We start from the raw sequence: 21,037 nt of genomic DNA on the forward strand, positions 1-21,037 counted from the left end.
GGCTATAAGCTTTACCGCTGGAACATCAGCGGCACGGGGTTGAAGCCGGGGATCACGCCCAGGCTGTAGATGTAGTTGCCGTAGCGGTTGGAAACCGCTCCTACCGCATACTCTTTGGCAATCATGATGACCTGGGCCTCACGGGCCGCGATGGCCTGCCAGCGGTCGTAGAGGGCTTTGCGCTGGGTGAAGTTGGTGGTGCTGGCCGCCCGCTCCCACAGGCCGTAGATTTCACGTTCCCAGGGCAGGAAGTTGTTGAACTGGGGCTGGCCGTTGGGGGTGGTGGGCTGGGTGGCCTGGTGCCAGTAGTACAGGGCCCCGCCCGGCTTCCAGATGGGGGTGCGCAGCTCGGGGTCGGGTTGGTCGCCCAGGGCCAGCAGGATGGCCTCCCAGTCCTGGCCTCGCCCCGTTGAGAGCAGGTTGGCGGCCAGGATGCCTTGTAGGTTAACCTTGACCCCTACCCGCTGGAAGTCGCTTTGCAAAATGGTGGCAATAGCGGTGAAAACCGCGGAGTTGGAGCCGTAGGTGAGGGTGAACTCGAGCGGCCTTCCACTGGGCAGGCGCCGGATGCCGTCCGGGCCCCGCCGCAGTCCCAGCCGATCCAGAGCGGCGTTGGCTGCATTCAGGTCAAACCGGCCCTGCAAACGGGCCACTTCCGGGTAGTACCACTCGGAAAGCGGGGCCACCCCATAGCTGGCTCGCTCGGCCAGACCGTTGTATACGTCCTCGATGATGCGCTCGCGGTTGACGGCGAACTGTAGCGCACGGCGGAAGTCGCTGTTTTTGAAAAGGTTCGCCAGCTCGGCGTTCTTGGCGTTGTAGTTGAAGCCGATGTGCGGCGGCGAGCCAAAAAGCGCGCGGAATTGCACCACCCGGAACGGGGCCCCCTGGGTTTCGCGGCGTTTGAGGTCGGGGAACTCGGCCCCGGTGATGTTGATCTGACCGATGTTACCCGCCAAAAACTGCGCCACCCGGGCCTGGGAGTCGGTGATGATCAGGTACTGCAGCTGATCGAGGTAAGGCAGGGGGGTGCCAGCAGCATCGCGCTTCCAGTAGTTGGGGTTCTTGACCAGGGTAACCTGCTGCCCGGCGGTGTAGCTGCGCAGGCGGAAGGGACCGGTGCCCACCACTTCCTCGGGGTTGACGTTGGTGGGCCAGGCGTTGTTGATTTCGGCGCGGGGCTTGCCCCCTTCCTGGCTGAAGGGTAGCAGCTTGTGCTTGGGCATGATGGGCAGGCGCATGTAATGGATAAAGGCAGGCGCGGGTTTGGGCAGGGTAAAGCGCACCCGGAAATCACCCAGCTTTTCAATTTTCACACCCTCAAAGTTGGCCGCGTCGCCGCCACGGGCCTCGGGGTTGGCGACAATCTGGGTGTAGGTAAAAACCACATCGTCGGCGGTGAAGGGGCGGCCATCGTGCCAACGCACATCCCGGCGCAGGTCAAAGGTGTAAATCCGGCTATCGGTGATGCTCCAGCGCGTGGCCAGGGCCGGTTCGATCTGGTAGTTGGCCAGGTTGTACTCGATCAGGCCGTCGAACATCTGGTTGGCGAGGTTCTGGATAGCCGAGTCAATCGCGCCGTAGTAAAAGAAAGTCTGCGGCGCACTGGCCAGTGACAGGGTGAGGCTCCCTCCAGCTTTGCCAGCCGTCACGCCCAGGTTGGTATAGGCCGGCAGCACCTTGGGCTGCGCATAGCCCAGACCTGAAATCAGCAAAACCATAGCTACAGGCCAAAAACATCTTTTCATCTTCACTCCTCCATCTGGTGCCTCAGCCCCGGGGCCCCACATGCATTGGTTCGGTTGAAGTATACGTCAGGCGTTATTGGTATTCAAGTGGTATAATATCTGGCAATCTATGGAATCCAAGCTGGATCCTCACTCCGCCACCCCGCTTTATCTACAGCTCGAGGCCCTTCTGCGTGAGGCCCTGGCCTCCAACACCTGGAAAGCCGGCGAGGCCATGCCCCCCGAGCGCGAGCTGGCCGAACGGTTTGGGGTCTCGAGGCTCACGCTGCGCAAAGCCCTCGAGCGCCTCGAGGCCCAGGGCCTGGTGCAGCGCCGCCAGGGGTCGGGCACCTATGTGGCCCCCCGCCTCGAGCAGCCCCTCTCGGCGCTGACCAGCTTCAGCGAGGACATGCGGGCGCGCGGCCTCGAGCCCAGCACGCGCTGGCTCAAACGGGGGTTGTTCACCGCCTCCCCCGAGGAGGTGCTGGCCCTATCGCTCTCGCCAGGCGAGAAAGTGGCCCGGCTCGAGCGCGTGCGCAGCGCGCAGGGTGAGCCCATGGCTGTTGAGCGGGCCGCCTTGCCAGCCCACCTCCTCCCCCACCCCGAACAGGTCAAAGAATCCCTGTACGCCTATCTGGAGAGCAAAGGCTTACGGCCGGTTCGGGCCCTGCAACGCCTGCGCTCGGTCGCGGCCAGCCGCCAGGAAGCCGAGCTTTTGGGTCTTCGAGCAGGCGAACCGGTACTCTACATCGAGCGCCTGAGCTACCTGGCCGACGGCAGCGTGCTGGAGTTTACCCGCAGCCACTACCGCGGCGACCGCTACGATTTCGTGGCCGAGCTACGCCGGGCCTGAGAGGGGCCATGTACTGCTCCTGCACACGTATTCCCCGATGCTCTGACTCAATCAAATATGGCAAAATTCCACTCGACGGCTTAGGCTAGGTTTCACGCTTCTAAGCCGCCCAGCTTCTAACCTCTAGCCGTGGTTCGAGCTGCCATTGTCGCCCTGGTGACCATTATTTTACTTTCGGTTTTCCTGGTCACCCGCCCCATTCCAAGCCCAGCCACACCCAACCGGGGGGTTCGCCTCGAGCGCGTCCAGCTCACCCTATATCCAGAGCAAGACCCTAAAGCCCGCTGGGAGTTTTCCGCAGCACAGGTCGATCAGGATCCCAACACCCGCGAGGCTAAGGTAACCGGCCTGCAGTCCGGGGAGCGGTATGTGGAAGACCGGCTCGATATGCGGCTGTTCGCACCCGAGGTCGTCATCGACCGCGTCGACAACCTTCGGCTGCCCTACGCTCGGGTGGAAATTCTCAAGGGCTGCTACACGGTCAACCTTGGCAAGCCTGGCGAGATGCCGGTTACCATCGATCAGCGCGAAGGTTTTCGCGCCCCCAGCGTCTACATCACCGCACCCAGCCTGGAGGTACAGGGCAAGGACTTCAAGAGTGATTTTGGCATCGAGAATCCCAGTTGGCGCGACCCCGTTGAGAAGTTTATTTCCGGTGGGGAACAGCCGCCCTGTCCCATCGAAGGGGGTAGCTCATGAAACGTATAGCCTGGCTTCTTTTTCTACTAGCGTTGGCGGTACTGGCCCAGAGCAAAGAGCAGCGCATCATCACCATCGAGGCCCCAGGCGGACAGCGTTCGGGCAACCTGCGCAACGGCCCCTGGGTTTATGAGGCCGGCAAACCGGGCGGGGTCATTGGCCGGGTCAAAGACCTGGAAATCCAGGCCACCCGCGCCACGCTGGAAGCCCCCCAGGGCAAAACCATGCAAGAGGCCGAGGGGGAGCGGGTGGCCTCTTTCGAGGGCAGCGTAGTGGTCAAGCGCGACCGCATGACCGCCACCGGGCCAAAGCTGGTCTACCGCGAGAGCAACGGGCGCGGCACCCTCGAGGGCAACGCCCGCATGCGCCAGGAGCCCAGGGATCAAAACGGCGATCCGGTTGAGGTGCTGGCGCCTCGCATGACCTTTGAGGTGGATACCAATATTTCCACCAGCGAAGGGGGCGTAACCCTGAAGAACGGCCGACAAGAGGGACGCTCCGAAGCGGTTTACTATGAAGAAGACCGGGGGCTGGCGGTTTTCAGCGACGCCAAAGAGGTCGTGCTGCTGCGCAAGCGCGAGGGCAAGGGCGATCTGGTAATCCGCGCCAAAGAGGTGCGTAGCCTCACCGACGAAAAGCGCTTGCTGGCCACCGGCGGGGTCACCCTGGTCGATGGCGATATCACCACCACCGGGGCCAGCCTGCTCTACAACGACAACACCGGCGAAGCCACGGTGGTAGCCGGCCGGGTGGGCAATCAGAACGTGCCGGCCCGAAGTGTGAACGCCAAGGAGCGGGCCACCCTGTCGGGCAACTCCTTGCTGCACAATGTCAACCGTTCGCAGGTGCGGGTGCTGGCCCAGGCGCCCCGGCTACCCATCGCCGAGTTTCGCAAGCTGAGCGAGCGATAATATGCGCTGGGCCTGGCTGCTCCTGGGGTTGTTGCTGGTAGCAATCGCGCAGCAGGAGCCTGAGCCCTCGTTTCAAACCACCGCCGAGATTGAGCGGCGCGGTAAAAAAATTGTGGTCGTTAAGAGTGGGCCGGACAACCCCCCCGCCATCATCGAGTTGCGCGACCTGTACGGGGGGGTCATTACCGCGCTGGACGCTGAGAAGAAATCCCTTCACCTGGGTGAAAGGGTTTTTACCACCGATAAGCTGACCCGCTTCTGGCTCGAAGGGAAACCGGTGCAGTTTGCCGACCTGAAGATAGGCCAGCAGGTGCGCCTCGAGGCCGCCGAGCAAAACGACGGCAGCCTCAAGGCCTTTGATGTGCAGATTGGCGGTAAACCCGAAGGCCCCTCCCTCAGCCGTTCGCTTTTTGCCGATCCACCCCCCTATCGCGTCCAGATTACCTTTGGTGAGGATGCTAAGGCTTTCGGGGCCATCGCCCGCGTGGAGCAAATCCGGGAAGTAAACGACTTTGTATTCATGACCGGGGGCACGGCCCGGTACATCGAGGATGAGGATCGCCTCGAGCTCGATCTCAAGCCGGGCCCGCGGGCCGTAGAGGTTCAGCAGGGCCAGAGCAGGGCCTGGGGTAGCCGCCTCGACTACGATAACCAGAGCGGCGAGGCCCGGGTGGCGGGGCCCATCGAGCTCGAGCGCTCCGGCGACAAGCCCCTGCAAGGCAGCGCCCAGCGCATGGTCTACAACGTGGACGACGAGATCCTGCGCCTGTTTGGGGAGATCAGGTTGGTGCAGGATGGCCGTACTTCCACGGCAGAAAGCGCAGTGGTGCACGAAAAAGACCGCATCGCTTATTTGTACGGTAGCAAGGAAAGACCGGTGCGCAGCCAAAACAAGGATGGCTTTGTGCAGGGCACCCGCGTGCTATACCACCTCGATACCGGCGATGTGGTGGTGCTGGAAGGGGTGCAGGGGGAGTTTCAGGAGCCCTGAGCCCCTGCGGCCTGCGCAGAGCCCTCGGTGATACCGGCCATCAACAACCCAAGCCGCTCCTCGCTGGCCTCGCTGGCTTTGAGCTCACCCATGATGCGGCCTTCAAACATCACCAAGATGCGATCGGATAGCGAGCGCACCTCGTTTAGATCGGCCGATACCAGCAGCACCGCCATCCCCGCATCACGGGCTTTAACGATGTTTTCGTGAATAAACTCGATGGCCCCAATATCCACCCCACGGGTCGGCTGGGCTGCAACCAGCACCTTGGGCTTTCGGCTCAGCTCCCGGCCCACGATGATTTTCTGCGCGTTGCCCCCCGAGTAGCGGCGGGCTGCCAGCTCGGTGCTTCGGGGCCGTACATCGAAGGTTTCGACCACCTCCCGGGCGTGGGCTTCCATCTGCGTAGCGTCCAAAAAGCCCAGGAATCCCGCATAAGGCGGCCGGTAGTGATCCCCCAGAATCAGGTTCTCGCGGGTGGTAAAGTCGAGCACCAGCCCGCGCAGGTTGCGGTCTTCGGGGATGTGCGAAACGCCCCACTCGCGCACCAGCCGGGCGTTGGGTTTGAGGGTCTGGCCCTGGTATCGGATGGTGCCCTGGTAAGGCCGCAGGCCGGTGATGGCCTCCACCAGCTCGGTCTGGCCGTTGCCCTCCACCCCTGCAATGCCCACAATCTCACCGGCCCGTACCTGAAACGACACCCCATTAAGCCGGTGTTTTTTGTCTTTTTCGGGCATGCGCAGGTCGATTACCTCGAGCACGGCCTCGGTGGGTCTGGCCTCCGACTTGTCCACCGAAAGGATCACCTCCCGCCCTACCATCATGCGCGCCAGCTCGTTCACGCTGGTCTCAGGGGTGTTGACCGTGCCCACCACCTTGCCATCGCGGATAACGGTGACGCGGTGGGAGAGTTTGATGACCTCGGCCAGCTTGTGGCTGATGAAAATAACCGCATTGCCCTGCTCCACATAGCGGCGCAGGAAGTCGAATAACTCATCGGCCTCCTGGGGGGTCAGTACGGCGGTGGGCTCATCCAGAATGAGGATTTTGGCCTTGCGGTAAAGCGCCTTGAGAATCTCCACCCGCTGCTGCAAACCCACCGGCAGCTCCTCCACCGGTGTATCCAGCGGCAGATCGAACTCGAGGTCCCTCATCAAGGCCTCGACCTCGGCCCGGGCCTGGGCCAGGTTGAGCTGGCCCCCCTGGGTGGGCTCTGAACCTAGAATTACGTTCTCCAGCACCGTAAAGGGGTCTACCAGCATAAAGTGCTGGTGTACCATGCCAATCCCCAGGGCAATGGCGTCGCCTGGCTCGGCAATCTGCACCCTCTGGCCGTCAACCCAGATTTCGCCCTGGTCGGGTTTGACCAGGCCGTACACGATCTTCATCAGGGTGGATTTACCCGCGCCGTTCTCACCCACCACAGCCAGCACCTCACCCCAGCGCACGTCCAGTGAGATGCGATCGTTGGCCAGCACCAGAGGGTAGCGTTTGGTGATGTTGCGGAGCTCGAGCGCAACCGAACCCTTAGCGCGCGCGCTCGAGGCAGCAGCAGAATCGTTCATGTCTCCAATCATACAGGCAAGCAGCCTCCAGGTGCTTTGCTCAAGGCTCAAAACAACACCCACAGTTGGGCTGGGGACGCAGCAAAAAGCGCCCAGGGCCACAACCCCGGGCGCCGACAAAACAATCGCCTAGCGCTTGTCGGGCACCTTGATGGCCCCGGAGACAATCTGGCTGCGCAGAACCGCCAGGCGGTTGATGACGGCCTGCGGGATCAGGGCCTTGTTGTAGTTGTCCAGGGCATAGCCCACACCGTTGTTGTTCAGGCCAAACTCGCGCACCCCGCCTTTGAAGGTGCCGTCCTTAACCGACTTGATGACCTCGTAGGTGGCCACATCCACCCGCTTGAGCATGGAGGTCAGCACGTGGTTGAGGGTGTTGGGGTTGTTGTCGGTGTCGCCCAGGTAGTTCTGGTTAGCATCTACCCCAACCATGAACATGGGGCGGGAGGTGGCCGCCGGGCAGGACTGGTTGTAAGCGGCGTAACGCGGCACATTGGAGCCATTGTTAGAGATAAAGCGCACACCCGAGGGCAGCTCGTTTTGCTTCAAGCACTTCTGCTGCTTAACATAGTCCAGCACACCCAGGCCCGAAGCCCCGGCCGCCGCGTAGATGATGTCCGCCCCCTGCTTGGCCTGCGCGGTGGCGATTTCTTTGGCCTTGCCCGGGTCGTTCCAGGCCGCCGGGGTGTTGCCCACGTAGTTGATGAGCACGCGGGGGTTGGAGATGCCCCGCTCGCGCATACCGGCGATGGCCCCGGCCCGGTAGCCCTGCTCAAACTTGTGGATCAGGGGGATATCCATGCCGCCCACGAAGCCCACCACACCGGTGTTGGTCATGCGGCCCGCGATGTAGCCCACCAGGTAGCTGCCTTCGTGCTCACGGAAGACCAGCCCCACCGCGTTGGCGCACTTGCCCTCGCAGGGCACCGAGTCGATTACGGCGAACCTGATGTCCTTAAACTCCTGGGCGTTTTTGGTGATCGAGGGTTCGTTGGCGAAGCCCACCCCCACGATCAGGTCGAAGCCCTCTTCGGCAAAGCGGCGGATGCCCTGACCCACCTGACCGGGGTCGCCGGGTTCAAAGTCGAAGATCCGAACCCCCAGCTCTTTAGCGGCTCGCTGGGCGCCTTCAAAGGTGGACTGGTTGAAGCTGCGGTCGTTTTTACCACCCGCATCGAAGGCCATGCCCACGCGAATCTCCTGGGCCAGACCCAGGCCTAGCGCAGTTGCTAAGGCAGCACCGAGCACAACGAGTTTCTTCATGTGATTCGCCTCCATTTCACTTGTGTAGCTCACAAGCGCTGAACTGGCTGTTAGCCTCCGGCATTATAGAGCACAAAGCAGGGGGGTTGAAAGGGCTTGACAAATGAGTAAAACCCTTCTTTGGCCACCCTTCAGGCTATTCTAAGGCCTGTTTTACAACCACCCTCGAGCTGGTAGCATCACGCTATGCAGACCCCTAAGCAGCGCATCATGGAACTGCGGGAGCTGATTCGCTACCACAATTACCGCTATTACGTGCTGGACAAACCGGAAATTTCCGATGCCGAGTACGACCGCCTGCTCCAGGAGCTGAGGGCCCTTGAAGAAGCCCATCCTGAGCTGATCATCCCCGACTCCCCCACGCAAACCGTGGGCAGCGCCATCCTCGAGACCCCCTTCACCCCCGTGCCCCACCCCACCCGTATGTACTCGCTGGGGAACGCCTTTTCGCAAGACGACATCGCCGATTTCGAGGCCAGCATCAACCGCTTCCTGGGCCGGGAAGAGTCGCGCGAGTATGTGCTGGAGTACAAGATTGACGGACTCTCGGTCAACCTCATCTATGAAGAGGGGGTGTTTCGCCAGGGGCTCACCCGCGGCGACGGCCTGACCGGCGAGGACGTAACGCCCAACCTGCTAGCGATTCCCGACATTCCCCGGCAGCTACCACAGCCCCTCGACCTCGAGGTTCGGGGGGAAATTTACCTACCCATCCAGACCTTTTTGGAGTTGAACACGCAGCTCGAGGAGGCTGGGGAGCCTCCTTTCAAAAACCCGCGCAACGCCGCAGCCGGCAGCCTACGGCAAAAAGACCCCCGAATCAGCGCCAGCCGGGGCTTGCGGGGCCTGTTTTATGGGGTGGGAAGGCCGGAAAGCCTGGGGGTCGGCACCCAGCAAGAATTGCTGGAGAAACTAGGCCAGCTTGGTTTCTCCGTGGATCCGCATTACCAGGTGGTGCGGGGCGTGGAGGGCATCGAGCAGGGCTACCAGGCCATGCTGGCCGCGCGCAAAAGCCTGCCTTTTGAAGCCGATGGCGTGACCGTCAAGCTCAACAATCTTTCCCTGTGGAGCGAGCTGGGCTACACCGCCAAAACCCCCCGTTTCGCCATCGCCTACAAGTTCCCCGCCGAAGAAAAGACCACCCGGGTGCTGCGGGTAATCTTTCAGGTGGGGCGCACCGGCCGGGTCACCCCGGTGGCGGAGCTCGAGCCGGTCTTTCTGGACGGCTCCACCGTGAGCCGGGTCACCCTGCACAACGAAAGTTACGTACAGGAGCTGGGCTTACGCATCGGGGATACCGTGCTGGTACACAAATCGGGCGGGGTGATCCCCGAGGTGTTGCGGGTGGTCACCGAGGCCCCCCGGGGGCATGCGCCCGTGGAGTGGCCCACCCACTGTCCCGAGTGCGGTACAGCCCTCGAGCTTTCGGGCAAGATTCACCTCTGCCCCAACCCCCTATGCCCGGCCAAGGCTTTCGAGGCGATCCGGCATTTTGCCAGCCGCAGGGCCATGGACATCCAGGGCCTGGGCGAGAAGCTGATTGAGCAGCTTTTGGAAACCGGTCTGGTGCGGGATGCCGCCGACCTCTACAACCTTAAGAAAGAAGATATTGCCGCGCTCGAGCGCAAGGCCGAGAAAAGCGCCCAGAACCTTATTGAGCAGATCGAGGCCAGCAAAAGCCGGGGCCTCGAGCGGCTGCTCTTTGCGCTGGGCATTCCCCAGGTCGGCGAAAGCACCGCCCGGGCCCTGGCCAAGCGCTTTGGGCACCTGGACAGCATCCTGAAGGCCACGGTCGAGGAGCTGGATGCCGTACCGGACATCGCCGAGACCACTGCCCAGGCCATCCACCAGGCCCTGGCTCGCCCGGAGATGCAGAGCTTCATCGAGCGCCTGCGGGCCGCTGGTTTGGTGTTCGAGGCCAGAGAAAAGCAGCAAAGCCAGGCCCTCGAGGGTCTTACCTTTGTCTTAACCGGCGAGCTCTCGCGCCCCCGGGAAGAGGTCGCGCGGCAGCTCGAGGCCCACGGGGCCAAAATTTCCGGCTCCGTGAGCAGAAAAACCAGCTATGTGATCGCCGGGCCAGGGGCGGGCTCCAAGCTCAGCAAGGCCAAAGAGCTGGGCATTCCCATTCTGGACGAAGCAGGCCTACGGGCGCTGCTGGAGCAGAAAATCGGCGCAGCCTCCATCTAGGCACCAGTGTAACAAGGTTGTAACAGCCCCTGGGTACACTCACCTCAATCGGGTTTAGAGGTTCAAGATGGCGTACCTTCGGGGCCTAGGGGTCTACCTTCCTACACCGCGCATGCACAGCAGCGAAATTGCCGCGGCCAGCGGGCTGCCGGAATGGGTGGTGCGGGAGAAGCTGGGCATTCACCAAAAGCCCATCCCCGGCCCGGAAGACCACCCCGGCCGCATGGCAGGCTGGGCTGCTCGGGCCGCGCTCGAGGAGGCGGGCCTCGAGGGGGCCGCGCTGGATGTGGTAATCAGCATCACCGATGAGTACAAAGACTACCCGGTCTGGTGCAGCGCCCCCCTGATCGCCCAGATGGTGGGGGCCAGGCGGGCCTGGGCCTTCGACCTGAACCAGAAGTGTGCCAGCTTTATCAGCGCGCTGGCCGTGGCCGAGGGCCTTCTGGCCAGCCAGCCCGATCTGCAACACCTGCTGATTGCCGGCGGCTACCGCAACGGCGATCTGATCGATTACACCGATCCGGCGGTGCGCTTCATGTACGACCTGGCCGCCGGCGGCGGGGCCGCGGTAATGGCGCGGCAGGGGCCGGGGTTCAGGCTACTGGCCACCCGGCTCAAGACCGATCCCAGCCTGGCCACCAGCGTGCGGGTGCCGGTGGGTGGCACGGTCGAGCCGCTCAGCCCGATGAACGTAGATCGGTACAAGCTGCGGGTGGCCGAGCCCGAGGTCATGAAGGCGCGCCTCGAGCAGGTCTCGCTAACGAGCTTTCTGGAGGTTATTCAAGAAGCGCTGGGACAGGCCGGTTACACCGCCGCCGATCTCGACTACCTGGCCCTGCTGCACATGAAACCCTCAGCCCACCAGGCGGTGCTGGCCGGGCTGGGGTTATCTGAAGAACGGGCCATTTACCTTTCCGATTACGGCCACCTGGGCCAGCTCGACCCCATCCTCTCGCTCAAGCTGGCGATGGACGCCGGGAAGCTGGGCGCGGGAAGCCTGGTGGCCCTGGCCGCGGCCGGGGTGGGCTACCACTGGGGGGCTGCGGTCTTGCGTTTGGAGGAGGTGGCATGGAGCTAAACGCCAACTGGCTCGCGCGGCTGGCCGCCTACCACCCCGAGCGGCCGGCGGTCTACTGGCGTGGGGATTGGCTTAGCTACGCAGGCTTGTACCAGCGGGCCCGGCGAGCCGCAGCCTCGCTGGCCGGCCTCGGGATCGCCAGGGGGGATCGGGTCGCAGTGCTGGGGCCCAACCACCTGGGCTACCTCGAGCTCTACTTTGCCGCGCCTTTGCTGGGCTTTATTCCCACCCTGCTCAACCACCGCCTGAGCGAGGCCGAGCTTAAGGGGCTGCTCGAGTACACCCGGCCCAAAGCCCTTTTCTATACCGAAGACTTCGCGGTGCCGGCCCAGCGACTGCACCCCCAGGCACATCCTCTGGAGGCCCTACAAACCCTGCCCGAAAAAGAGATACCAGGTTTTACCCCCGGCTTAGAAGACCCGGCCCTGCTGCTCTTTACTGGCGGCACCACCGGGCTGCCCAAAGGGGCCCTCATCCCCTACCGCCAGCTCCTGGTCAATGCCATTCAGACCTGCATGAGCTGGGGACTTTCTCCCGAAGACCGCTACATCGTAGCCACCCCCATGTTCCATGCGGCCCTAAATGCCCTGGCCACACCGCTGCTCTACCTGGGCGGCCAGGTGCTTGTGCAGGAAAGGTTCGACCCCGCTTTGTACCTGGCCTGGGTTCGGGAACATGGGGTAACCCTGCTGTTCCTGGTGCCCACCATGTACCAGATGCTGGCCCAGCACCCCGACTTCGCCCAGGCCGACCTGCGCACGGTGCGCTGGGCCATCTCCGGCGGAGCCCCCTGCCCGCACCCGGTGCGGGCCGCCTTCAAGGCCAGGGGTGTGCGCTTCAAGCAGGGCTATGGTCTGACCGAGTGCGGCGTCAACTGCTTTACCCAGAGCCTCGAGGAGGCCGAGGCGCACCCCGAGTCGGTGGGCCGCCCCATGCCCCACCTCTGGGCCCGGCTGGTCGGGGCCGGGGGTCAGGAGGCCCTCGAGGAGGGTGAGCTGTGGCTCTCGGGGCCGGTGGTGATGTCGGGCTACTTTGAGCGACCCGCCGAGACCGCTCAGGCCCTGGTCGTGCACAATGGCCGCACCTGGCTGCGCACCGGCGACCTGGCCCGGCGCGATGCCGAGGGGCGCTACTACATCGTGGGGCGGGCCAAGGAGATGTTCATCTCGGGGGGGGAGAACGTCTACCCCATCGAGGTGGAACGGGCCCTCTACGATCATCCGGCGGTGCTCGAGTGCGCGGTGCTGGGCGTACCCGATGCCCACTGGGGCGAGGTGGGCCTGGCTGCGGTGGTACTCAAAACCCCCATCGGCGCGGAAGAGCTGAAGAGTTTTCTGAAGGCCCGCCTGGCCGGCTACAAGGTGCCCAAGCATTTCCTGTTCCTATCCGAGCTACCCAAAAGCGGCCCCGGCAAAATTTTGAAAAGTGCATTGTACCAGCGGTTCATGGAGGAATTCCATGCCTGAGCAAGTCGTCAATGGAACTCAGCTTTTCTACCGGCTGGATGGCCCCGAAGAAGCGCCGTGCCTGGTGCTGCTCAACGGCATCTTTCAGCGCACCGAGGCCTGGGAGCCCCTCATGCCCTACCTGAAGAATTTCCGGGTGCTGCGCTACGACATGCGCGGCCAGGGGCAAAGCGCCGCACCCCCAGGGCCCTACCCCCCCGCACAGCACGCCGGCGACCTGGCCGCCCTCCTGGAGGCTCTAAAGATTCCGCGCTACCACCTGCTGGGCCTGTCCAACGGCGGGGTGGTGGCCCAGGTGTACGCCGCCCAACAACCCGCCGGCCTGGAAAAGCTCATCTTGGTGTGCACCACCCCCCGCCTCGACCCCCTGGTGCGGGCCAAAGTGGCAAGCTGGCGGCAGGCCCTGGCCTGGGGCGGCACCCGCGGGCGTTTGCAGATCGCCCTACCCTGGATCTGGGGCCGGGCCTATCTGGAAGCCCACCCGGAGATCGCCGACGAGGCTTCTCTAGCACAGATGGAGCAGGCCGCCCCAACCCCAGAGGCCCAGCAAAACTTACTGGACGGCTTTCTGGCTATGGAAGACCTGCGCCCCCACCTGAAGCGGGTTAAGGCCCCTACGCTGGTGCTCTCGGGTGAGGACGATCTGCTCTTCCCGCCCTGCTACGGCCAGGAGATCGCAGCCGCCATTCCCCAGGCCACCCACCGGGTGCTACCCCAGGTGGGCCACGTGGCCCCAGTTGAAGACACCGCCGGGCTGGCCGGGGCTATCCTGAGGTTTTTGGAGGTACAGGCATGAGGTTCCAGGTAGGAGACAGCGCTTCTTACACCCAGACCATCAGCGAGGCCCATGTGGCCCTGTTCATCGGGGCGGTGGGTGATACCAATCCACTACATGTGGACGCCGAGTACGCAAAGAAAAGCCGTTTTGGGGCCCGCATCGCCCAGGGCATTCTGGTGGCCGGACTCATATCCACCGCCATCGGCACCAGGCTGCCGGGGCCGGGGGCCATCTACCTGGGCCAGAGCCTGCGCTTTCTGAAGCCCACCTACCTGGGCGACACCATCACGGCCACCGTAACGGTGCGGGCCATCCGCCCGGATAAACCCATCCTGAGCCTCGAGACCGCCTGCACCAACCAAAAAGGTGAGCGGGTCATCGAGGGTGAGGCGACGGTGCTCTACGAGGAGGTTTTGTGAAACCTAATAGGAGGCAGGCATGAAAAAAGTTTGGATGGTTCTTCTGGCAGTTTTGGGTCTGGCCGGGTTGGCCCTGGCCCAGACCACGGTGCGGGTGGGTGTGCTCCTGCCCATCTCGACCGTAGCGGGCAAGGCCGCTCTGAACGGAGTACAGCTCGGCGTGGATCAGGTCAACGCCGGCGGCAAGGTAAAGATTGAGCTGGTGGTGGTGGACGACGGCAACGCCCCGGCCACCGCGGTGCCGGCCCTCACCAAGCTGATGACCGTGGATCGGGTGGACATTGTGATCGGCGGGCTGGCCTCGGGGGTTACCTTTGCCCTCTCAGGGCCCGTCAAGCAGTACCAGCCGCTCTTCCTCTGCATCGGAGCGGCCAGCAGCGTGGTGGAGCAGGCTTTTAGCGATTACAACCGCTTCTTCCACTACCACCCCTGGGACTATCACAACGTGGCGGCGGCCCTCGAGTTCTTCAAGTACCTCTACGACAACGGGGCCCGGCGCGTGGCCATCCTCTGCGAAGATGGGCCTTTTGGCTCGGCGGGCATCCAGACCTACCGCCAGCAGCTCGAGCGCCAGGGTTACACCGTGCAGGCCGAGCCTTTCAAGTCGGGTTCGGGTAGCTTCACCGCCATTCTGACCCGCCTCAAGGGCTTCCGGCCCGATATTCTGTACTGGATCGGCTACGACGTGGACGCCCTGCCCATCGCGGCGCAAACCCGGCAGGTGGGGCTCGAGCCCAAACTCATCTACGGGGCCCCCCCAGCCTGGCCGACCGGCTTCGAGAAAAACAACCTTTCCAACGACATAGCTGGCATGACCGCCTGGCTGCCCTCGGTAGCCAACAACGAAAGCCGCCGCTTCGTGAACCTTTACCGGCGCAAGTTCGGCGAGGTCACCGACGAGTACATGGCCCCCATGGGCTATGTGATTGCCCTGAGCCTGGGCAGGGCGCTCGAGGCCGCCGGTTCTACCGATAAAGATCGGATTGCCGCCGAGCTGGCCAAGGTTCAGATGGATACCCCCTTCGGCCCCCTATCCTTCAAGCCCTCCGATACCGGGCGTACCCGCTTCCAGGGCTTCAACCAGAGCATCTGGCTACAGTTCCAGTACCTGGAGGGCTCGAGGCGCCCGGTCTTCCCGCCCAACCGCGCAGCCCGGCCCCTGCGCTTCCCAGGCAACTACTAAACCCGGGCCGAAGCTTCATCAAAGGTGAACCCCAACGAGCCCCGTTGGGGTTCCATCCCGCACCAGGTTTGGGATGCTCGACGGAAGGTTGGCCTACTGGCGCTTGGGAAGCCCGTCCCCACAAACTATGGAATTGCTGCTACAAACCCTCATCAACGGCATCCTGGCCGCCGGCATATACGCCCTGGTAGCCAGCGGACTGGCGCTCGCGGTGGGCGTGGTGGGCATCGTCAACTTTGCCCACGGCGAGTTCACCATGATTGGGGCTTTCATTGCCTATCTGCTCTTTGTGGGCACCGGCCTGGACCCCTTTCTTTCTCTGGGATTGGCGGCCTTGGTGCTCTTTGGGGTAGGAGCCATCACCTACCTGGGGCTGATCCGTCCCGTGCTGGCCGCCCCTGAGCTCAACCAGATGCTGCTTACCTTTGGTCTTTCGGTGGCCTTGCAAAACATCGCCTTGCTGCTCTTTGGCGCCGATACCCGTGTGGTCTCCACCAGCTACCAGGGGGCCACCCTCAGCCTGGGCGGTCTTTCGTTTGGCGTACCGCCGCTGCTGGCTTTTGGTCTTTCGGTTGTCATTCTGGGTGCGCTGTATGGCTTTCTGGATCGCACCCGATTGGGCCTGGCGGTACGGGCGGTGGCGCAAAATCGACTGGCACCGGGGCTTCTGGGCATCGAGACCCAGCGGGTGTACCTGCTGGCCTTTGGGCTTTCGGCGGCCCTGGCCGGGGTGGCCGGGGTGATGCTCTCGGTGATGCTCTACGCCTCCCCCACGGTGGGCTTTGCCTACACCCTCAAAGCCTTTGCCATCATCGTGATGGCGGGGCTGGGCAACCTGCGGGGGGTGGTGCCAGCCGCCATCATCCTGGCCCTGGCCGAGGCCCTGGTCAGCACCTATCTGCCGGGCGGAGGGGGCTGGGTAGAGGCTGTGTTCTTTCTGGTCATCTTCGTGGCCCTCACCTGGCGTAGCTGGAGGGCCGCATGATACTGGTGGGACTGCTTTTGCTGGTAGCCCTGGTACTGCCAGGGCTGCCGTTGGGTGAGTGGCGGGCCTTTTTGCTGGATACCGCCCAGTTTGCCTTCTTGATCAGTGCACTGGCCCTGGCCTGGGATCTGCTGGCCCGCACCGGGCAGCTCTCGCTGGCCCACGGGGCCTTCTTCGGCCTGGGGGCCTACGCCGCCGCGCTCGCAGCCCCGGCCCTGGGCACGCTGCCCGCTTTGCTGGTGGGGGGGGTGGTGGCCGGGGCCTCGAGCCTCTTCCTGGGCCTGGCCACCCTGCGCCTGCACGGCATGTACTTTGCCATCGCCACCCTGGCCTTCAGCGAGGTAATGCGCACCCTGGTGCTCAAAGCCCCCTTCACCGGAGGGGCTATCGGCCTGCCGGTACAGCCCGCGTTCGGAGGAGCCTTCCCCCTCGGCGGCTACTACCTGGCCGTGGGCGTGCTGGCCCTGGCCGCCGGGATTAGCCTTCTTCTGAGCAGAAGCCGCCTGCACTACGCCATGGCCGCTACCCGGCAGGGCGAGGCCGTGGCCCGGGTGCTGGGGGTTCCGGTGGTACGGGTTAAGCTCCTGGCGTTTATGATTTCCGCTTTTCTGGCCGGGCTGGCCGGTGGGGTTTACGCCATGAAGACCCTATTCCTCTCCCCTTACGATGCCTTTGGCCTGGGGCGGGCTGTGGAGGCTCTGGTGATCCCCATTTTTGGCGGACTGTATACCACCACCGGGCCCCTGCTGGGGGGGTTGATTATCGTGAGCCTCGAGACCTGGCTGCGGCTGCGCATCGGCGAGGGGTATCTGGTGGTCTATGGGGTAATTCTGGTGCTGACCATCCTGTTTTTGCCCAGGGGGCTGGTCAGCCTCTTTCACCGTAAGGGGGCGGGCCATGCTTAGCGTTCAGGGCCTTTGCAAACGCTTTGGTGGGGTGACAGCGGCCAATGAGGTTAGCCTTCAGGTAGCACCCGGTGAAATTCTGGCGGTGATCGGCCCCAACGGCGCCGGTAAGAGCACCCTGCTGAACCTGCTTTCGGGCCTGCTCCGCCCCGACGAGGGTCGGATCGAGTTTTTAGGCCAGGAGATCACCCATGCTCCACCGGAAGTGCGCACCTGGAAGGGCCTGGGACGGGCCTTTCAGATTGTGCAGCCCTTCCCGGAGATGAGCGTGTGGGAAAACCTTCTGGTCGGGGCTCTGTACGGTAAACCCAGCACCCCGCGCAAAGTGGCTGAACGGGTGGTGGCGGAGGTCATCGAGCTCACCGGCCTGGCTCCTAAAGCCCAGACCCCCGCCGGGGAGCTCACGCTTCTGGAGGACAAGCGCCTCGAGCTCGCCCGGGCCCTTTGCACCCAGCCCAGGCTGTTGCTCCTGGACGAGGTGATGGCCGGGCTGCGCCCTTCGGAGGCCCTGGAGGCGGTGGCACTGGTGCGGCGAATCCGGGACAGCGGCGTAACGGTGCTGTTCATCGAGCACCTGATGCCGGTGGTGCGGGCCCTGGCCGACCGGGTGGTGGTAATGGACTATGGCCGGGTGATCGCCGAGGGGCCCTACGATGCGGTGGCCGCCAACCCCAAGGTGCGCGAGGCTTATCTGGGGAGGGCCCAATGAGGCTACGCGTCAAGCAGCTAACGGTTGGCTACGGCAAGGCCCAGGTGTTGTTTGGGCTTTCGCTCGAGGTGGCCCAGGGTGAGTTGGTGGCCCTCCTGGGGGCCAACGGGGCCGGAAAAACCACGGCCTTGCGCACCATCTCCGGCCTGCTACGACCCTGGGGCGGCGGGGTGTGGCTCGATGAAACCAGCCTGCAGGGCCTCTCGGCAGCCCAGCGGGCCCGCCGGGGTCTGGGGCACGTGCCCGAGGGGCGGCAACTTTTTCCCCTCATGAGCGTGGAGGAAAACCTACGCCTGGGGGCGGCCTTCCTGGCCTGGCCATACCGCCAGGAGGGTTTGGAGCGCATCTACACCCTTTTCCCCCGCCTGGCTGAACGGCGCAAGCAGATGGCCGGTACCCTCTCGGGGGGGGAGCAGCAGATGCTGGCTATCGGACGGGCCCTGATGGGCCGACCCAGAATCCTGATGGTGGATGAGCCCAGCCTGGGGCTTTCCCCCAAGCTGGCCGAGGAGGTGCTGACCACCTTAGCCCAGGTGAAGGCCGAGGGGGTGGGGGTGCTGCTGGTCGAACAGAACGTGGCGCTGTCGCTGGAAGTGGCCGACCGGGGCTACGTGGTCGAGCACGGGAAGGTTGTACTGAGCGGCAGCGCACAGGAGCTCCTGAGCAACCCAGGCGTGCAGAAAGCCTACCTGGCTTTGTAAGCCCGCCACAAGGTAGCATGAAACTATGCAACTGAAGGGAAAAACCGCCCTCATCACCGGTGCAGGTAGCGGCATTGGCAGGGCCATCGCCGAAGTGTTCGCCCGGGAAGGGGCCAGGGTAATCCTCAACGATCTGTCCCCCGCAGCCGGCGAAGTCGCCAAGGCCGTGGGGGGCACCTTTATTCAGGCCGACCTCTCCGATCAGCAGGCCGTTAGAGACCTGGCCCAACGGGCGCTCGAGCTGGGCCCCATCGACATCCTGGTGAATAACGCCGGCTTGCAGCGCATCCATCCGGTGGATGAGTTTCCCCTGGAAACCTGGAACCTCATGCTCCAGGTGCTGCTCACGGCCCCATTTCAGCTCATCAAGCACACCCTACCGGCCATGAAGCAAAGGCGTTGGGGCCGGATTATCAACATCGCGTCGTTACACGGCTTGGTCGCCAGCCCCTACAAGTCGGCCTACATCGCGGCCAAGCACGGCTTACTGGGCCTGACCAAAACGGTGGCGCTCGAGGTCGGGGAGTACGGCATCACCTGCAACGCCATCTGCCCGGCCTACGTGCGCACCCCCCTGGTCACCTCGCAAATTGCCGACCAGGCCCGCACGCTGGGCATCCCTGAAGCCCAGGTCATCGAACAGGTCATGCTGGCGCCCGCGGCTATCAGGCGCCTCATCGAGCCCGAAGAGGTAGCAGAGTACGCACTGTTCCTGGCTTCCGATAAGGCCGGGGCCATCACAGGTTCGGCGCAGGTGATGGATCTGGGCTGGACGGCGCGCTAGCGCTTATACACCCGCCGCTCCGCCTCGATGGCCTGCAGCACCTCCTGGATCTCTTTGGTCAGGGTACGAGTCTTGTCGAGGTCGGCGGTGCTATTGAGCTGGGCCTTGAGTTTGTCCAGGCGCAGCTCGTAGTAAACCTCCCGCACCCGGGCCAGGGCCACATTCAGGTGGGCCTCGAGGTTCTGTTGATCGAAGCTGGGGCTTTTCATGAGAACATCCATCAAACGGGCCCCTTCTCCACGCTGCTCAAAATACCTCAAGATACGGCTTTTACCCTGCTCTGAGCGGGCCGCCTGCATGAATTCGGCCAAGAGGCTGCCCTCGGGCGGCCAGGTGTGGTCTTCCACGTAAAGCGCCCACTGCAAAAACTCTTCCTCGGGCACCGAGTATAGCAGGGCGATAACGTCCAGCTCGCGCAAAAGGCGTTTCTCTGTGAGGTCGGGCCGGGCCAGCCCAATGCCCAGGGTTCGGTCGGGCGCTGCAGAGGCCGCACGCTTTGGGGTGCGGGCCCGGGCCAGGTAGTCTTCCAGGGCGCGCGGGCTCAGTTCCAGGGCGCTGATAACCTTGGCCTTGAGCTTTTCCACCACCGGGTCGAAAGGCTCGCTCGAGATCAAGCGGGGCTTGAGGGCCTCGAGGACTTTTTGCTTATGCTCGGGGCGCTTAAGGTCTAACCCCGCCGCCGCCGCCTCAAAGCGGTACTCCACCTCGGGCAGGGCCGCCTCCAGCGCCACCTCGAAGCGCTCTTTGCCATCAGGGAGCAGCAGCAGATCGCCCGGGTCTTTGCCATCCTCCAGCAGCACCGCATAGACCACAAAGCTACGGGCAATCTCTAGGTTCAGGCTCTGCAAGGTGGCCTTGCGCCCGGCCTCGTCGGCGTCGAAGGCAAGGTAAAGCTCGGCAGCATCGGCCCGCCGCAGAAGGTGGGCCTGCTCACCGGAAAGCGACGAGCCCAGCACCGCCACCGCCTCAGTAAAGCCCATCTGGTGCAGGGCGATAACATCAAACAACCCTTCCACCACCACCGCCCGCCCCCGCTCGCGGATAGTCGACCGGGCCTGGGGATAGCCGTACAGGAGCTGGCTCTTTTTGAACAGGGCGGTCTCCGGGGAGTTGAGGTACTTGGGGTTGTCGTCTTTTTCCAGGGCTCGAGCGGTGAAAGCCACAATGCGGCCCATAGGATCCAGAACTGGAAAGGTCACGCGGTGGCGGAAGCGGTCGAAGTAGCGGCCTTCGCGCTCCACCAACACCCCGGCTTCCACGGCTTCCTGAGGGTCAACGCCGTGCCCCTGAAGATGTCGAATCAGACCATCCCAGCTTTTGGGCGCGTAACCCAGGCCAAAGCGCTCGATGGAGGCAGGGTTCAGGCCGCGCTCCTGCAGGTATCGCTCGGCCGAACCGGATAGGTTGGCACGGAAGTAGGCCTGGGTGAGCTCGAGAATCTGCAAAGCCTCTTTGCGCCCAGAGGAACGCCCCTTAAACTGCGGCAGTTCTACACCAGTCTCCTGGGCCAGGCGCTCCAGGGCCTCCCGAAACCCAATCCCCTCGATCTTCTGTAAGAAAGCGAAGATATCCCCCCCGTTCTTACAGCCAAAGCAGTAGCACAGCCCTTTGTCTTCGCTGACCTGAAAGGAGGGGGTTTTTTCCTGGTGAAAAGGGCACAGGCCCTTCCAGACGCCCTTCCCACTTGGTTTGAGCGCAACATACCGGCCCACCAGCTCTCGAATGGGCATCCGAGAGCGAATCAGTTCGATGGCTTGGGCAATTTGGGCATCCATAGGTGCAGGTCTAACAGACCACCAGACCGGTAAATTTAGACCACCATTCTAACCCGCC

At 63.5% G+C, this 21,037-nt stretch carries 19 protein-coding genes; 15 read left to right on the top strand and 4 right to left on the bottom strand.

Annotation, left to right across the window (positions count from 1 at the left end; all coding sequences use genetic code 11):
- Positions 1 to 11 precede the first annotated feature (11 nt).
- Complete coding sequence (locus MRUB_RS08435; protein ID WP_015586891.1) at positions 12 to 1,721, bottom strand: ABC transporter substrate-binding protein; 1,710 nt, start codon at positions 1,719 to 1,721, stop codon at positions 12 to 14.
- A 136-nt stretch (positions 1,722 to 1,857) separates the two neighbouring features.
- Here MRUB_RS08435 and MRUB_RS08440 point away from each other — a divergent pair, with 136 nt between their 5' ends.
- The 4 genes from MRUB_RS08440 to MRUB_RS08455 all read left to right on the top strand — a co-directional run bounded on the left by MRUB_RS08440 (position 1,858) and on the right by MRUB_RS08455 (position 5,181).
- Positions 1,858 to 2,580 carry a GntR family transcriptional regulator gene (locus MRUB_RS08440; RefSeq protein ID WP_013013927.1) on the top strand — a complete coding sequence of 241 codons (723 nt, stop codon included), beginning with the start codon at positions 1,858 to 1,860 and terminating at the stop codon, positions 2,578 to 2,580.
- A 129-nt stretch (positions 2,581 to 2,709) separates the two neighbouring features.
- Positions 2,710 to 3,279, top strand: coding sequence for a hypothetical protein (locus MRUB_RS08445; RefSeq protein WP_013013928.1), 570 nt, complete (start codon positions 2,710 to 2,712; stop codon positions 3,277 to 3,279).
- Positions 3,276 to 4,190: an LptA/OstA family protein gene (locus tag MRUB_RS08450; RefSeq protein WP_013013929.1), complete on the top strand. Its 915-nt coding sequence runs from the start codon at positions 3,276 to 3,278 to the stop codon at positions 4,188 to 4,190. The genes MRUB_RS08445 and MRUB_RS08450 overlap by 4 nt, the downstream gene beginning before the upstream one ends.
- A gap of 1 nt (position 4,191) precedes the next feature.
- Entirely contained in the window at positions 4,192 to 5,181 is a 990-nt protein-coding gene (locus tag MRUB_RS08455; RefSeq protein WP_013013930.1) for a DUF5666 domain-containing protein, read from the top strand.
- Here the strand turns inward: MRUB_RS08455 and MRUB_RS08460 are convergent.
- Complete coding sequence (locus tag MRUB_RS08460; RefSeq protein ID WP_015586889.1) at positions 5,169 to 6,746, bottom strand: ABC transporter ATP-binding protein; 1,578 nt, start codon at positions 6,744 to 6,746, stop codon at positions 5,169 to 5,171. The two genes, MRUB_RS08455 and MRUB_RS08460, sit on opposite strands and share 13 nt — an antisense overlap.
- 129 nt (positions 6,747 to 6,875) lie before the next feature.
- Positions 6,876 to 8,009 carry a BMP family lipoprotein gene (locus tag MRUB_RS08465; RefSeq protein ID WP_013013932.1) on the bottom strand — a complete coding sequence of 378 codons (1,134 nt, stop codon included), beginning with the start codon at positions 8,007 to 8,009 and terminating at the stop codon, positions 6,876 to 6,878.
- 186 nt (positions 8,010 to 8,195) lie between these two features.
- Between MRUB_RS08465 and ligA the strand changes: the two genes are divergently transcribed.
- The 11 genes from ligA (at position 8,196) to MRUB_RS08520 (ending at position 19,204) form a co-directional block, all read left to right on the top strand.
- Positions 8,196 to 10,196 carry an NAD-dependent DNA ligase LigA gene (gene ligA, locus MRUB_RS08470; RefSeq protein WP_013013933.1) on the top strand — a complete coding sequence of 667 codons (2,001 nt, stop codon included), beginning with the start codon at positions 8,196 to 8,198 and terminating at the stop codon, positions 10,194 to 10,196.
- Between the two features lie 67 nt (positions 10,197 to 10,263).
- Positions 10,264 to 11,274 (top strand): 3-oxoacyl-ACP synthase, encoded by a 1,011-nt coding sequence (locus tag MRUB_RS08475; protein ID WP_013013934.1) that lies wholly within the window; start codon positions 10,264 to 10,266, stop codon positions 11,272 to 11,274.
- Complete coding sequence (locus MRUB_RS08480) at positions 11,265 to 12,740, top strand: class I adenylate-forming enzyme family protein (RefSeq protein WP_013013935.1); 1,476 nt, start codon at positions 11,265 to 11,267, stop codon at positions 12,738 to 12,740. Before MRUB_RS08475 ends, MRUB_RS08480 begins: the two co-directional genes overlap by 10 nt.
- Positions 12,733 to 13,536, top strand: coding sequence for an alpha/beta fold hydrolase (locus MRUB_RS08485; protein ID WP_013013936.1), 804 nt, complete (start codon positions 12,733 to 12,735; stop codon positions 13,534 to 13,536). The genes MRUB_RS08480 and MRUB_RS08485 overlap by 8 nt, the downstream gene beginning before the upstream one ends.
- On the top strand, positions 13,533 to 13,937 hold the full coding sequence (locus MRUB_RS08490; RefSeq protein ID WP_013013937.1) for a MaoC family dehydratase: 405 nt from the start codon (positions 13,533 to 13,535) through the stop codon (positions 13,935 to 13,937). The genes MRUB_RS08485 and MRUB_RS08490 overlap by 4 nt, the downstream gene beginning before the upstream one ends.
- Before the next feature lie 19 nt (positions 13,938 to 13,956).
- A complete protein-coding gene (locus MRUB_RS08495; protein WP_013013938.1) occupies positions 13,957 to 15,120 on the top strand; it encodes an ABC transporter substrate-binding protein in 1,164 nt (387 codons plus the stop codon).
- Positions 15,121 to 15,247: 127 nt separating this feature from the next.
- On the top strand, positions 15,248 to 16,105 hold the full coding sequence (locus MRUB_RS08500; protein WP_013013939.1) for a branched-chain amino acid ABC transporter permease: 858 nt from the start codon (positions 15,248 to 15,250) through the stop codon (positions 16,103 to 16,105).
- The gene (locus tag MRUB_RS08505; RefSeq protein WP_013013940.1) at positions 16,102 to 17,010 is read left to right on the top strand and encodes a branched-chain amino acid ABC transporter permease; all 909 of its coding nucleotides are present in this window, start codon (positions 16,102 to 16,104) and stop codon (positions 17,008 to 17,010) included. The genes MRUB_RS08500 and MRUB_RS08505 overlap by 4 nt, the downstream gene beginning before the upstream one ends.
- Complete coding sequence (locus MRUB_RS08510) at positions 17,003 to 17,719, top strand: ABC transporter ATP-binding protein (protein WP_013013941.1); 717 nt, start codon at positions 17,003 to 17,005, stop codon at positions 17,717 to 17,719. Before MRUB_RS08505 ends, MRUB_RS08510 begins: the two co-directional genes overlap by 8 nt.
- Positions 17,716 to 18,420 (top strand): ABC transporter ATP-binding protein, encoded by a 705-nt coding sequence (locus MRUB_RS08515; RefSeq protein ID WP_013013942.1) that lies wholly within the window; start codon positions 17,716 to 17,718, stop codon positions 18,418 to 18,420. The genes MRUB_RS08510 and MRUB_RS08515 overlap by 4 nt, the downstream gene beginning before the upstream one ends.
- 25 nt (positions 18,421 to 18,445) lie before the next feature.
- Positions 18,446 to 19,204 carry a 3-hydroxybutyrate dehydrogenase gene (locus MRUB_RS08520; protein WP_013013943.1) on the top strand — a complete coding sequence of 253 codons (759 nt, stop codon included), beginning with the start codon at positions 18,446 to 18,448 and terminating at the stop codon, positions 19,202 to 19,204.
- Here the strand turns inward: MRUB_RS08520 and dnaG are convergent.
- On the bottom strand, positions 19,201 to 20,979 hold the full coding sequence (gene dnaG, locus MRUB_RS08525) for a DNA primase (RefSeq protein WP_013013944.1): 1,779 nt from the start codon (positions 20,977 to 20,979) through the stop codon (positions 19,201 to 19,203). The two genes, MRUB_RS08520 and dnaG, sit on opposite strands and share 4 nt — an antisense overlap.
- Positions 20,980 to 21,037 lie beyond the last annotated feature (58 nt).

This window comes from Meiothermus ruber DSM 1279 (assembly GCF_000024425.1).
In the GTDB taxonomy this organism is placed as follows: domain Bacteria; phylum Deinococcota; class Deinococci; order Deinococcales; family Thermaceae; genus Meiothermus; species Meiothermus ruber.